The 14,615-nt window shown below is 61.0% G+C and carries 9 protein-coding genes; 4 read left to right on the top strand and 5 right to left on the bottom strand.

Annotated elements, in window-relative coordinates; all coding sequences use genetic code 11:
• Nucleotides 1–118 precede the first annotated feature (118 nt).
• Nucleotides 119–3,781, top strand: a complete 3,663-nt coding sequence (locus tag FMF02_RS09850; RefSeq protein WP_141413023.1) for an SGNH/GDSL hydrolase family protein — start codon at nt 119–121, stop codon at nt 3,779–3,781.
• Nucleotides 3,782–3,908: 127 nt separating this feature from the next.
• Here the strand turns inward: FMF02_RS09850 and FMF02_RS09845 are convergent, their stop codons facing one another.
• The 5 genes from FMF02_RS09845 to FMF02_RS09825 all read right to left on the bottom strand — a co-directional run bounded on the left by FMF02_RS09845 (nt 3,909) and on the right by FMF02_RS09825 (nt 10,326).
• Nucleotides 3,909–5,888 carry a retaining alpha-galactosidase gene (locus FMF02_RS09845; protein ID WP_162852315.1) on the bottom strand — a complete coding sequence of 660 codons (1,980 nt, stop codon included), beginning with the start codon at nt 5,886–5,888 and terminating at the stop codon, nt 3,909–3,911.
• A 28-nt stretch (nt 5,889–5,916) separates the two neighbouring features.
• Nucleotides 5,917–6,498, bottom strand: a complete 582-nt coding sequence (locus FMF02_RS09840) for a LemA family protein (RefSeq protein WP_141413022.1) — start codon at nt 6,496–6,498, stop codon at nt 5,917–5,919.
• A 158-nt stretch (nt 6,499–6,656) separates the two neighbouring features.
• Nucleotides 6,657–7,565, bottom strand: a complete 909-nt coding sequence (locus FMF02_RS09835; RefSeq protein ID WP_141413021.1) for a TPM domain-containing protein — start codon at nt 7,563–7,565, stop codon at nt 6,657–6,659.
• Between the two features lie 123 nt (nt 7,566–7,688).
• Nucleotides 7,689–8,885: a WG repeat-containing protein gene (locus FMF02_RS09830; protein WP_141413020.1), complete on the bottom strand. Its 1,197-nt coding sequence runs from the start codon at nt 8,883–8,885 to the stop codon at nt 7,689–7,691.
• A gap of 145 nt (nt 8,886–9,030) precedes the next feature.
• Nucleotides 9,031–10,326, bottom strand: coding sequence for an alpha-amylase family glycosyl hydrolase (locus tag FMF02_RS09825; RefSeq protein ID WP_141413019.1), 1,296 nt, complete (start codon nt 10,324–10,326; stop codon nt 9,031–9,033).
• Nucleotides 10,327–10,476: 150 nt separating this feature from the next.
• Between FMF02_RS09825 and FMF02_RS09820 the strand changes: the two genes are divergently transcribed.
• Genes FMF02_RS09820 through FMF02_RS09810 form a run of 3 tightly spaced genes read left to right on the top strand, consistent with a single transcriptional unit; the run spans nt 10,477 to nt 14,180 of the window.
• On the top strand, nt 10,477–11,265 hold the full coding sequence (locus tag FMF02_RS09820) for a polysaccharide biosynthesis/export family protein (RefSeq protein WP_019129969.1): 789 nt from the start codon (nt 10,477–10,479) through the stop codon (nt 11,263–11,265).
• Nucleotides 11,266–11,281: 16 nt separating this feature from the next.
• Nucleotides 11,282–13,783 carry a GumC family protein gene (locus FMF02_RS09815; protein WP_141413018.1) on the top strand — a complete coding sequence of 834 codons (2,502 nt, stop codon included), beginning with the start codon at nt 11,282–11,284 and terminating at the stop codon, nt 13,781–13,783.
• 7 nt (nt 13,784–13,790) lie between these two features.
• On the top strand, nt 13,791–14,180 hold the full coding sequence (locus FMF02_RS09810) for an HAD family hydrolase (protein WP_019129971.1): 390 nt from the start codon (nt 13,791–13,793) through the stop codon (nt 14,178–14,180).
• Nucleotides 14,181–14,615 lie beyond the last annotated feature (435 nt).

The following is a 14,615-nucleotide window of genomic DNA, read 5'->3' as shown; positions in this document are numbered from 1 at the left end:
GGCCGATTCCGTTCGCGATCGTCGAAAAATCCCGCCTCGTTCTTAGGTGTTTTTATCCGCCGGCGTGTATATTCATAATGAAAACCTTTCGACACATCGAACCTCAAACTACAAATTTATGAAACGAGAAGAGATCAAAAAGCCCGACTACACGGCAGGAATCCGCCACACGACGGTCGGCAGCGACAGACACGACGTTCGCAGAGAGAACTTCCGAAACAAGACCGTCCGGACAGCAAAACGCCGGAGCGGTCTTATCGGAAGGCTGTTCGCCTGTTCTGCGACGCTGGCACTGGCACTCGGCGCCTGCACGGACGACGCCCCCGTCGAACAACCGAAAAGCGGAGGCGTTGACCTGACCTGCATCGTCGAATCCGACCTGACGGCGGCTCTCGGATCGTCGACGGACAACAGACACCCGTGGGAAAGCGGCGACAGGATCGGAGTCTACGCCGTATCGTCGGCACCGACGCTCAATGCCGAAGCCTCCGTCACAACGAACGATGGCACAAGCTCGATCGCATTCCACGTCAATCGCGCCGAAACCGGCGACAAGCTCCATGCCTATTTTCCCTACACGAAAGACAATTCGTCCAACGATGCGAAAAACGTGGCGCTGTCGATCGCTGCCGTACAGTCGCAGTCCGAAGCCGGTGCATTCGACATCGCGAACCTGCCAATGGTCTCCTATCCGCAAAGACTCGACGCCGAGTCCCTCTCTGAGATACCCGCCCTGCAAATGCACGTGCTGGGAGGAATTCTGCGCGCAAAGGTCTTCGCAGACGGACAGTACGGAGACGAGAAGGTGCAATCGATCGCTTTCGCCGACGAGAATACGCCGATGGCCGGTGCGTTTAAACTGGATCTGACCGGGCTGAGTGACGAGGCGTCGCTGATCGTGACAGGACTCGCCTCCCGCACGGCAAAAACCCAGCTCTCCATTCCTTACGCCGTCCCGTCGTCGCAGGCGAGCGCCAAAGACATTTACATGATACTCGCTCCGGGCACCTACGACGGGACCCTCTCCGTAACCACCGAAAAAGCCGTGTACACGCAGCCGTTCCAATGCGAAATGAAACGTAACGCCTGCTACGATGCGAGCATAAACCTTTCGACCGCAGCCAGAGAATCCATCGACGGCTGGAACGGCGAAGGAACCGCCGAAGCCCCCTATCAGGTGGCGACGGCAGAAGACCTGCAACGACTGATCGCTCTTTGCAACAGCGACGGCGGCGAATACGCCGAATTCGCCGACAAACATTACCTCCAAATTGCCGACATCGACATGGCTCAGATCGCGATCCAACCGATCGGACTCAGCGAACAATCGCCGTTCCGGGGCGTTTACGACGGCGGAGGCCACACGATCGGCAATTTCACGCTGACAAACTGCGAATCCGGCGCCTGCGGTCTGTTCGGTTATCTGGACGGAGCGACCGTGAAGGACATCCATCTCGAAGAGTGCGAATACTCGGCTTCCGGACTCCATGCAGGCGGTGTGGCCGGCGTGGCGAAACAAAGCGTGATCCGCGGCTGCACGTTTGAAGGATCGCTCGTCGGAACGGCCGAAACGGAGTTCGACGGATATGCCGTCAGCGACGTCGGCGGTATCATCGGCTACGCGCTCGACTCCGAGATCGCAGGCTGCACGTTGAAAGGCTCTATTCGCGCGCTGACACAGATCGGCGGCATGGCCGGCTACACGAGCGGGACGAAGATATCGGACTGCACGGTCGACGCCGCGGCCACGATCGATGCCGAAACTCACTTCCTCGGCGGCATCGTCGGCCGCGCCCGTCACAATTCGACGATAGAGAACTGTACGGTGGGCGGCAAAGCGTCGGCCTACAACGGCAATTATGTCGGCGGAATCGCGGGACATCTCACTTCGGGCAAGATCTCCGGCTGCACGATCGCTGCCTCGGCCTCGCTCTCGTCGAAGGGCGATCACACGGGCGGCATCGTCGGGGCGCTGCAAGCCAACGAGGAAAACGCCGACGACGGAAGCAATATGACAGCCGTCGTCGAAGATTGCGAAACCGACATCATGGTATTCGGAGCCGATAACGTCGGCGGCATCGCCGGCTATCAGGGAACCGCCACAGCGGAGCACACATCGATCGTGCGGAACTGCACGTCGCGGGAATCCGTCACGGGATACGGCTACAATACAGGCGGTATATCCGGTTCGATCACCTCCTACGGCGACAGTTTCATCGAAAACTGCCAGGCCTACGGCGACGTCAGCTCCTCATTGCATCAGGTGGGCGGTATCGTGGGCTACATCGTATCGAAAGGCGAAACCGCCGTCGACGGCTGCATCGCCTACGGCAACTGCCGCGGACAGCACAGCGTGGGCGGTATTTGCGGATACGCCAAATGCAACGACGCGGCCTGCATCGTCGACATCGTCAACAGCATCTACGCCGGCCGCGAGGTCGAGGCGACGGGCAACAACGGTTCCAACGGCTATACGCTCGCAACCGGTCTGGTCGGCTGGCTGCAAGTCGGAACGGGCAAAGCCCACATCGTCAACTGCGCATCGCGCGTCCAAACCGTCAAGACCGTAGGCAAGGCAGGCGGTTATCCCTCGGCCAACAACACGCTGTCGGGTATCCTCGGTTTCCAGAACGGCTCGCCGACAGCCGCCGAACTCTACGGACTCTACTCGACCATCGGCAGGAACGGCTTCCTGACCGACGGCGAACCCTCGACCTCCATCTACTGCGGCGGCATCTACGCCAAAATCCACAGCGGCAGCTATACGATCACCTCACTCAAACATTGTTATTTCGACCCGAGCACGCAGGCCGGTCCGGGAATTTCGAATCTCACCAAGGCGGACGCAGCGACCGTCAAGGCCTACGGAGAGATGTCGACGCTGCTGGCCGACCTCAATGCCGCTGTCGCCGCTTACGAGGGCACTTGCGGCCGCACACTGAAAAACTGGACGCTCGACGCCGACGGATACCCCGTCATCGAAGGCATGACCACCCTGCTGCCCGTGAGCAAGACCAAGCGCATCAGCGTTATAGGCGACTCGATTTCGACCTTCCGAGGTTTCGTACCGTCGGGTTATTCATGCCACTATCCGACCTCGGACCACGATCTGACCTCCGTGTCGCAAACCTACTGGTACCGGCTGGCCCACGACCTGATGTCCGACGCCCGCATCGAGCGCAACATCTCCTTCTCCGGCACGGCCGTCGCCCGCACGACCGATCCGGCCTACGCTTCCCAGGCATGGTACGGCAACGACTTCTGCGCCCGCTTCATCGCACAGGGCGGCGTGGGGCAGCCCGACATCGTGCTCATCCACGGCGGCACGAACGACTACGCGCACAACGTCGACCCGCTCGCTCCGGGCCTTCCGATCCAAAGCGCCGAGGCACCGTCGGAGGCGGCGCTGGCCGAATTGTTCGCCGCAGCCGACGCGGCCGCGACGCGCGCCGAGATCGAAGCGCTCGACGACACGACCTTCTGCACGGCCTACATCAAACTGCTTCGCTTGCTGAAAGAGCGTTATCCCGACGTCAAGATCGTCTGCATCATCGGCGACTACCTCTCGACGGGCATCGAACGCTCGACGCTCGCCATCGCCCGCCACTACGGCGCCCGCTGCGTCGACCTCTACGCCGTGAACGGCTTCAACGACCAGACCTACATGCCCAAGCACGACTACAACCCCGCCACGGGCAAGGGGTGCCACCCGAGCTCCGAAGCGATGAAGTTCATCGCCGACAAGATCTACGCCGAGCTGGGCAGCTGGCTCGAGGAGTGACGCACCCGACCGTACGAATGCAAGGGGGGGGGCCGTCCGATCGCCGGACGGCCCCCCCCTTTCTGTATCCCGTACCGCAAACGAAAGAGGAGCGCCCGAAAGCGCTCCCCGTATCGTCGGTCGGAGATTACTGCACCCGTTCGAACTGCACGGCGTAACCGCCGCCGGGGGCCATCGGCATCGCAAGACTGTCGGCCGCCGTCACCGTCCGCTCCTCCAAGAGGTAATCCTCGCCGTAGCGGTCGGCATTCACGCCGTCGCGGAAGATGCGCGCCTTCCACCGGCCGTCGCCCAGGAAATCGAGTTTCACCTCCACCTCGCGGGCATCCCAGTTCGTCAGCGCACCCAGATACCAGCGGTCGCCCGCACGCCGCGCCGTGACGATGTAGCGGCCGATCTCGCCGGCGGGAATCAACGTCTGGTCGAAGCGCGTCGGGAAGCGCACGATGTAGTCGAGCGTCTCAGGCTCCTTCTCGTAGGCCGTCGGCGAATCGCAGAGCATCACCAGCGGCGAATCGAAGACGACGTAGGTCGCGACCTGATGGGCGCGCGTGCCCTGGCTCATCGGATGGTTGTTGACCGCACGGAAATTCTTGCGCGAAGCGTTGCGCATCGCCCCCTGCGTGTAGTCGACCGGGCCGGCCACCTGACGGATGAAGGGGAAGGTGCAGTCGTAGGCCGGCATGTCGGCGTCCGTCTTGTCCGTCCATTTGAGCTGTTCCAGACCGAAGATCCCTTCGAAGTTGACGACGTTGGGATAGGTGCGCTGCAACCCCGTGGGCTTGTAGACGCCGTGGAAATCCACGATCATGCGGTAGCGCGCCGCAGCGTCGGCGATGCGGTAGACACGCTCCACGGCCGCCTGGTCCTGCCGGTCGATGAAGTCGACCTTCCAGCCCGCGACGCCCAGCTCCGAATAGTAGCGGCACGCCTCCTCGAGCTTGTCGTCGAGCACCTTGGCCACCACCCACAGGATGATGCCCACCTTCTTCTCGCGGGCGTAGGAGACGATCTCCGGCAGGTCGATCTCCGGCACGACGTGCATGACGTCGCCGTCGCGCACGCCCCACCCCTCGTCGAGCGCCACGTACTCGATGCCGTTGGCGGCGGCGAAATCAATGAAATACTTATAGGTTTCGGTATTGATGCCCGACTTGAAATCGACGCCGTAGAGGCCCCAGTTGTTCCACCAGTCCCATGCGATCTTGCCGTCGCGCACCCACGAGGCGTCGGCCACGCGGCTCGCTTCGGCCGTCTGCCATACCATGTCGTTCACGGGCAGTTCGGTCGCCGTCGCGGCGTAGGCCACGATGCGCCACGGATAGCTGCGCCGGCCGTCGACGCGGGCGATGTAGTCGGCACTCCGCTCCACGACGTCCTGAAAGCGTTTGGTCAGCGACGTCTCGGTCGGGTACTCCGCGAAACGGGCCGCAAACCCCTTGGCCTCCTTGTCGTAGGTAAGGTAGACGCCCGGATAGGCCTCGACGTCCGATTCGGTGTAAAGCACGTAACCCCGCTCTCCCAGATCGACGAGCACCGGCATGAAGGCCACCGTCTGCGTCCGGAACTTGCTCAGCGGCGCGTACTCGTAGGTATTTTCGAACGACGTCCGCATCGGAATCTCCGTTTTGGAATAGGGAATGTAGGCCGACGGATCGCCCTCGAAATTGAGCTGCGCCGTCTCGTCGACGATCGTCAGCTCGCCGTCGCGCTCCGTATAGAAGCGGTAGCAGACGCCGTCGTCGTAGGCGCGGGCCAGGATGCCGTAATCGCCGCGCAGGCGCAGGTCGAGTTCGTTGTAGGCCGCATCGAAACGGCTCTGGCGGTAGAGCGGCGCGTCGATCGTCTCGGTCACCGCACGCCGCCGTGCCGAGCGCACCCGGGGCGACTCGCCCAGCACCTCGCCCGTCGAGAGCGTCAGCGCCATTTCGGAGGGGGCGACCAGCGTCTCCCCGTCGCGGGCGACCGTAAAGCTCAGCCGTTCGCCTGCCGTGAGCACGAGGGCCAGACGACCGTCGGGACTCTTCACTTCATAGGTTTTGACCGGTGCGGCCGAAGCGCCGAGAAGCGCCGCCGAGGCCAGTGTCAACAGAAAAAATCGTTTCATATCGAATCAGGGTTAGTAGTTTGTCGTATCAGAAGGCGACTTCGGGCGCCTGCGCAGCGCTGTCGTCCGCCTCGAAATAGGGTTTCTGCCCGAACGAGAGTATTCCCGCCACCAGATTGGCCGGAAAACGGCGGACGGCGACGTTGTAGGCCTGCGTCTTCTCGTTGAAGGCCGTGCGGGCTACGGCGATGCGATTCTCCGTCCCCTCCAACTGCGCCTGCAACTCCTGGAAATTGCTGTTGGCTTTCAGATCGGGATAGTTCTCGGCGACGGCGATCAGACGCCCCAGCGCCGAACGCACGCCCTCCTGCGCCTGCTGGAATGCCGCCAGCCGTTCGGGCGTCAGGTCGTCGGCGTCGACATTCATCGAAGTCGCCTTCGAACGCGCATCGACCACCGCCGCGAGCGTCTGCTGCTCGTGGGCGGCATACCCCTTCACCGTATTGACAAGATTGGGAATCAGATCGGAGCGGCGCTGATACTGCGTCTCGACGTTCGACCACGCACCGTGTACGGCCTCCTCCTTTTCGACCAGGCCGTTGTAGACCGAATACCCCCAGACGGCGAGCACCGCAACGACCGCAAGGACAATCCAAAGACTCTTTTTCATGTTGTTCACTTTCATGCTCCTTTTCTCGCCTCGGCATAGCCCGCACAAGTGCGGCTCGGCGCTCGGCCTAACGAAAAGGTTCGTTTTCGTTGTTAAATACGTTAATTAATACGGACGAACGGACAAGGTTACTAACCTGCCCGCCGCTTTTTTGCTTTTCACCATTTCGAACCGGCACCGCCGCCTCCGAAGCCGCCGCCCCCGAAGCCGCCGCCCGCATGTCCTCCGCCGAAACCTCCGCCGAAGAGACCCCGGCCTCCGATCCACATTCCGCCGCCGCGGCCGCCGATGTCGCTGCCGTCGGCTTCCCTGCGGCGACGCCGGATCGTCTCGCCGCAACGGCGGCAGACGAGCGTCTGTTCGACCATGCGCCACCCCTCGGCACGCAGCACGATCCGCTCGCCCTGCGACCGCAGCGCGAACCACCGTTTGCAGCGCGGACAGCGCAGCATACGCACGACGGCCACCAGCGGCACGGCGACGCATCCGCCCACGATCAGCGCGATCACCCACCAGGGCGTGTCGTCCTCCTGCGGAACGGCGTCCGGCACGCCCGTTTCGAGTTCGCTGCCCGCGAGCACGGCCGCCACGGCTTCGACGCCGCGCACCATGCCGCGGTCGTAGTCGCCTTCGCGGAAGGCGGGCAACATGTAATTCGTCTGGATGCGTTTGCAAAGCGCGTCGGGCAGCACGCCCTCGACGCCGCGCCCCGTCACGAAGCGGATTTCGCGCTGCTCCCTCACAAGCAGGATGCCCACGCCGTTGCTGTCCTCGCGGCGGCCGACGCCCCACTTCGAGAAGAGCTCGTAGGCGAACGTGAAGGGATCTCCGCCCGCAATGGCGTCGACGGCCACCACGGCCACCTGCGCCGCACCGCGCCGGCGCAGGCCGTAGCAGATCGAGTCGATGCGCGCCACGGCCGCCTGCGAGAGGATCCCGTCGGGATTCGACGTGAAGCGCGTGCGGTCGGCCGACTGCACGTTTTCGATCTGTTCCACCGCGTAGGGATGCGCCGCGGCGGGCAGCCACGCGCACAGGCAGACCAACAGGAGGAGATTGCGTATCATCGTCTCAAAGATAGCTCGAATTTTCCGAACCGCCAAGCCTCGCGTACAATTCCGATGCCGCCCCCTGCTCCGACACCGGAAAACGCCGGATGTCTCCGCCCATCGATACGCTCTACACGGGTGTCAGGCATCCTTCACCCACCGGCCCGACCTGTCGATATAGCCAGATTTTCCGTCCTTCTTGACGTACGCCAAATTCACGCGGAAAGAGTATGCGTCATCGTAAATAAATGGAATTACCGTCTTGCCCGACTTATCGATATAACCCCATTTTCTGTCCTTCTGGACACACGCCAAACCCACGCGGAAAGGACCTGCGTCATTGTAAATCAAAGGAATCACCGTCTTGCCCGACTTGTCGATATAACCCAATTTCCCATCCTTCTTAACCTTCGCCAAACCCTCGCTGAAAGAGTAGGCATAACCGTAATTAGCAGGAATCAGAAGTTCGCTATTCTCCCGATCTGAAAAACCGTATTTGCCACTGTTATCCTTGAACGTCACGAATCGTTCGTCGGGCAGTTGCAGCAGATAGGCTTCGCGGCGCCGGCGCTCCTCCTCAGCACGGGCTGCTGCTTCCCGTTTTTCCCGCTCCTCGCGCTGCCGCCGGACGGGCGCCAATGCCACGACGTACAACTCTTCGACATCCTTCTCGATACGCCATGTCTGCTCGACCGCATCGGCGGGGTTTTCGACGCTCACGAACCGCAGGAGATAGCTCCCGCCCCGCAGCGGCAGGCGGAAGAGCGACCCCGCGCGGGCCGTGCCCCGCTCCTCGTCGTCGACGAAGATGCGGCAATCCGTGTCGCTCTTGATCTTCAACGTCGAACTTCCGGCGGCAGGCTCGCCGAAGGGCGCCGCAGCCCGCTCGACCGGGCGGGAATCGAGAAAGCGCAGCAGCTTCGCATAGAAAGCGTCGAAATAGTACTGGTCGTACTTCGGGCCATTCTTGCGCTCGACGGCGGCGATGTCCGCAGGCAGATTGTCGGGAAACTCGGTAAACCCGCTCAACATCACGGGGATGATGTTCTTGCCCTTGTCGAGGGCATAGGCCAACTCGATGCGCATCCAGTCCTTGTTGCGGTCGAACGCGGGGTCGAGCGTGCGGTCGAAGGCCTCCCGATCGAGAATCAGGATGAAGTCCGTGCACTGGTCGATACGCCGCAGCAGTGTAGTGTCGAAGTCGCCCGCACGGAGCGTATCGATATCGAAACTGACACTGTAACCGTCGCGCGTCAGCAGGTCGAAAAGATGTTTCGCGGTCTCGAAGCCGCCTCGGCGGCGGTAGCTCAGGAAAATGTCGTATCGGTCGGTATCCATAGGTCAGCGTATACAGTTTGCCAAACGGGTATAAAGGTAGCAAAAAAGATTCGTTCCGGCAAGAGGTTTGCCCGAACGAATCGTTACGCCGCCACAGGAAAACGCCGGCTTTCGCCGCACCCCTCCCGACAAGCCCCGGACCGGATCACTCCCGAATCAGAATCCGGTAGCTCCACGGCGCCATATCCTGCTCGACGCGATAAGGCACGACGATCCGGTTGCCCGTCAGCGCATCGGCGTATTCGCCCTGATAGACGCCCGTATTGAAATCGGCGTGGATCGCATAGGGCGAGAGGTTCATCACACAGAGTACGCGGTTGCCCTCCACCTCGCGCACGAAAGTCATCAGGCAATCCTTGGCGTTGTTCTCGATCTCGACGAACGAACCGCCCCGCTCGCCCGCCTGCAACGCGCGGTTGCGGTGCTTCAACAGACACAGCAGCCGGTACAGCTCCGTGAAGCGCCCCGGACGGGGATCGACCATCGGATCGCGGTCGAAGAAGGCGAACGAATGGTCGTAGCCGAACTCCTGCCCCGTATAGACGAGCGGCATCGACTGCGGCAGCACGAACGTCAGCGCGGCCATGATCCCGGCCGCATCGCCCAGCCGGCGGAACTCGCTGCCGTTCCACGAATTCTCGTCGTGATTGGAGGTGAACATCAGCCGCATGGCCGAACGCGGATAACGGTCGCGGTCGGCGTAAAGGTAGTTACGCAGATCCCACACGCGGCGGCGTCCCTGCGCGATGTCGTTGACGATATGGTGGAACTCCCACGCATAGCAGGCGTCGAACGCACGGTCGAAAAGATCCGCCTGCTCGGCTTCGGCCAGCATGAAGAGATTGTGCTTCACTTCGCGCAGCTGCGCCGCAGCCTCCTGCCAGAAGGCCGTGGGCACCAGCATGGCCATATCGCAGCGGAACCCGTCCACGCCGTGCTCCGCGAGCCAGAAGCGCATGGCGTCGATCTGCCCCTGCCACACGGCGCGGTTGGCGTAGTTGAGCTTGGCCGTGTCGTCCCAGCCGTTGGGCACGACCGGCTCGCCCGCCGCGTCGCGCTCGTACCAGTCGGCCGGACGCTCGGTCACCCACCGCGCGTCGCGCGCCGTGTGGTTGGCCACCCAGTCGAGCAGCACTTTCAGCCCCAGCCCGTGCGCCGTCGACACGAAGCGGTCGAAATCGGCCATCGTCCCGAATTCGGGATTGACGCCGCAGTAGTCGCGCACGGCGTAGTAGGAGCCCAGCGTCCCCTTGCGGTTCGTCTCGCCGATCGGGTGGATCGGCATCAGCCACACGGCGTCGATGCCCAGCTCGCGCAGGCGGGGGAGATGTTTTTCGGCGGCGGCGAAAGTCCCTTCGGGCGTCAGCTGCCGCACGTTCAATTCATAGATCACCGCAGGATAACTCCATGCGGGATGCGGAATATGTGTCGTTTCGTCCATTTTTATCCGATTCAGACCGCAAAAATAGGAAAATTCGGCAACATCCGAAATATTTTACTTTTCAACCCTTCCCGCGGCGGATTATCGGAAAAAAAGTAATATCTTTGCGCAACCATTCAAAACATTAAAGATTAAGTCGACATAAAACCCATGAAACATCTCGGGATTTTCATACTCGGCGCATTGCTGCTGGCATCGTGCGCCACCAACAAACGCGCGGCCTACATCCAGCAGGTACAGACCGACATTCCGACCGCCATCGAACAGGACTACCAGATCCGCATCAAACCGCTCGACCGGCTCACGGTGACCATCAACAGCAAGGACCCCGAACTGGCAGCCCCGTTCAACGCGGCATCCTCCTACAACTCGCTCAACGGACTCTCCTCCTATTCGAGTTCCTCGAACGGAAACCTCCAAATCCTCACCGTCGACAAAGAGGGCAAAATCCAGCTGCCGATCATCGGCGAGATCGATTGCGACGGACTCACGCGCAACGAGCTTGCCAAAAAGATCGAAAACACGATCCGCGAAAACGGGATGGTGCACGACCCGATCGTCATCATCCAGTTCGCCGACGTGAAATTCTCCGTCCTGGGCGAGGTCGCCCGCCCCGGACAGTTCTCCATCACCAAAGACCGCATCTCGCTCTTCGACGCCCTAGCCATGGCCGGCGACCTGACGATCTACGGCCAGCGCGAGAACGTGGCGCTGATCCGCGAAGAGAACGGCATGAGGACGGTGCACTATTTCGACCTCAAAAACCCGGACATCCTCACGTCGCCCTACTTCTATCTGCAACAGGACGACGTCGTCTACGTCACGCCGAACAAATACAAGGCGCAGGCGGGCGAAATCAACCAGAACCGTTCGTTCTACATCTCGCTCGTTTCGGTAGCCGTCTCCGTGGCGACGCTCCTCGTCACCATCACCCGCTAATAATCGCCAGTTTTTCATGGAAGAAAATCGCAATGTAAACAACGTCCCTGCGGAAGGGAACGAGGACAGCATCAACTTCTCGATCCACGACCTCATACAAATGGTCATCGGCAACTGGTTCTGGTTCCTGTTGTCGACGGTCGTCTGCCTTTCGTGCGCGCTTTTCTATATCTACACGGCGCCGAAAGTCTACAACCGCACGGCTACGATCCTCATCAAGGACGGCAAGAAGGGCAGCGAAACGGATATCGCCGCCTTCGGCGACCTGCTGGGAGCCACGGCACGCCGCAACGTCGACAACGAGATCATCGTGCTCAAATCGCGCAACCTGATGACCGAAGTGGTACGGCGGCTCAACCTGCACGTCAACTACGTCGTCAAACACGGGCTGCGCACCGAGAACCTCTACCGCCGTTCGCCGATCGACGTCACCTTCATCGACGACAACGAGCGGCAGGCGCTGGCGTTCGAACTGACCCCCGTCGACAACGAGAAGTTCTCGCTCACGAAGTTCGTCAACCGCACCTCGGCCGATTCCGACAAGGACAAGGATTCGGAGATCTACGAGGTCGAGATGACGGGGCGGTTCAACGACACGATCACCACGCCGTGCGGACTGCTCGTCGTGACGCCGACGCTCTACATGTCCGACGACTACTTCGGCGACCCGATTTCGGTGAGCAAACAGATCGTGAGCAGCGTGGCCTCGGGTTACAACAAGCGAATCGCCATCGAGTTGGTCGAGAAGCAGGCCAACGCCATCTCCATTTCGCTCGACGACAACATTCCCCGCCGTGCGGAGGACGTCATCAACACGCTCATCGCCCGCTATAACGACGAGTCGATCAACGACAAGAACCGTATCGCCGACTACACGGCCGACTTCATCGACAAGCGGCTGCGCATCATCGGTTCGGAGCTGGACGCCGTAGACCGCAAGATTTCTACCTATAAGAAAGACAACGAGATGTACGACATCACGGCGCAGGCCACGCAAAGCCTGACCGAGAGTTCGCAATTCAAAACCGCAGGTCTTTCGGTGGAGAACCAGATCAGCATGGCGCAGTACATACGCGACTATCTGCTCAACGACACCAAGCTGCGCGACCTGATCCCGGCCAACGTCGCCATCACCAACGTGTCGATCTCCGACCAGATCAAGAACTACAACGAGCTGATGCTCCGCCGCGACAAACTCGCCGGCAACGCATCGAGCAACAGCCCCGTCATCCAGGATTTCGACAGCGAGCTGGCCGCGCTGCGGCGGGCGATCATCGCCTCGCTCCAATCGCATATCTCGACGCTCGAAATCCAGCTGAACAACATCCGCCGCGAGGAGAGCCTCGCCCGCACGCGCATCGCTTCGGCGACCCGCCAGAGCACCGAACTGCTCGACAATACCCGACAGCAGCGCATCAAGGAGGAGTTGTACCTCTACCTGTTGAACAAACGCGAGGAGAATGAACTGACCAAGGCCATCGCCGACAACAACGCCCGAATCATCGATCCGGCCTACGGCAGCAGCACCCCCGTGGCGCCCCGCTCGGTCATCATCCTCTTCATCGCACTGCTGTTCGGTCTGGCCACGCCGTTCGGCATCATCTACCTGATGGAAATTCTCGACACCACCATCCGCGGCCGCAAGGACATCGAGGACAAACTGAGCATTCCGTTCCTCGGCGACATCCCCGAATACCACGGTTCGACCCGGCAGGGATCGGTGGTGGTGCGCGACAACGGCCGCGACAGCGTCTCGGAGGCATTCCGGCTGATCCGTTCGAACCTGGGCTTCATGAGCGTCAAGTCGGGTAAGTTGCAGATCATCATGGTCACCTCGTCGAATCCCCATGCGGGCAAGACCTTCGTCACGACGAACCTGGCCATGACGCTCGCCCTGGCCGACAAGAAGGTAGTCATCGTCGACCTCGACCTGCGCCGCCGCACCCTCTCCAAACAGATGGGTCAACGCGACAACCGAAACGGCGTATCGGGCTACATCTCCGGAACGATCGCCAACCTCAACGACATCGTCTTCCAGAGCGGCCTGCACGAGAATCTCGACATCATCTTCGCCGGTCTGCAACCGCCCAACCCGGCCGAAATGCTCCTGTCGGAGAAGTTCGACGAATTCATGGCCGACCTGCGCAAACGCTACGACTACGTCGTCATCGACAGCGTGCCCGCCATGGCCGTGGCCGACGCGCTGATTACCGACCGCCTGGCCGACCTGACGATCTACGTGATCCGCGAAGGACTGCTGGACCGCCGGCAGCTGCCCGACATCGAAAAACTCTACCGCGAGAAGAAATTCCACAACATGAGCATCGTGCTCAACGGTTCGACCGGAGGCGCACGCCGCGGATACGGTTACGGATATGGCTACGGATACGGGTATGGTTACGGCTATGGATACGGCTACGGCGAAGACGAGAGCCAAAAGTCCTCGGCCGTCATCGACAGCCGCTACAACCTCACGCAACGGCTGAAAGATTTCTTGGGTCTGAACGATAAAAAGTAATACCGCAATGGCTATCCGGGATGCAATTATCGCCGTCGACTTCGACGGTACGGTCGTTACGCACGCCTACCCCCATATCGGCAACGACATCGGCGCCGTTCCCGTGCTGCGGGAACTGATCGGCAACGGTTGCCGGGTGATTCTCTACACGATGCGCAGCGGGAGACTGCTCGACGACGCCGTAGCATGGTTCGCCCGCAACGACATTCCGCTCTACGCCGTCAACGAGAACCCCGCACAGCGGGAGTGGACCGACTCGCCCAAGGTCTTCGCCGACCTCTACATCGACGACAGCGCGCTGGGATGCCCGATCAAGTTCGAAGACGGCATCAAACGCCCGTTCGTCAATTGGGTCAAGGTGCGGCAACGTCTCGTCGAAGAGGGCTTTCTCGACTGAGCCGGCCGGTACGCGCGAAACCCGCAGGGTACCCGTCTCATCTGCTCCGAGGGCGTTCGTCACGAACGCCCTCGGAGCATTTCGTAAAATCCTCCCCGATGCAGACGAACTCCCGAAACGGACGGAAACCGACTTTTCCCGGAGGTATTCTCTTCAAACTTTCAGCCCGCAGCCGATGATATTCTCCGCCGGCTGCGGGCTGTCGCCTTCCGGTTTTGCCGAAAGACGACAAACCATGCTCGACGACACAACAAAATGATACCGTTTTTTTCGGCCGAGCACCCTATTTTTCCGATTTCTCCGTTATTCAGGCAGCGCCGCAGATACGCTCTCCGGACAAAATTGCGAACGAGCTTGCTTTTGCCTCCGGCTCATCCGCCTTTGGCTGACGCCTCGGATACTCGCGCCCGGCAAAATGCAAATAAATTTGCTTTC

Origin of the sequence: Alistipes communis (assembly GCF_006542665.1) — a bacterium.
Classification (GTDB): Bacteria; Bacteroidota; Bacteroidia; order Bacteroidales; family Rikenellaceae; genus Alistipes; species Alistipes communis.
The sequence above is the reverse complement of the archived record's forward strand: the minus strand, read 5'-3'. Positions and strand labels throughout refer to the sequence as shown.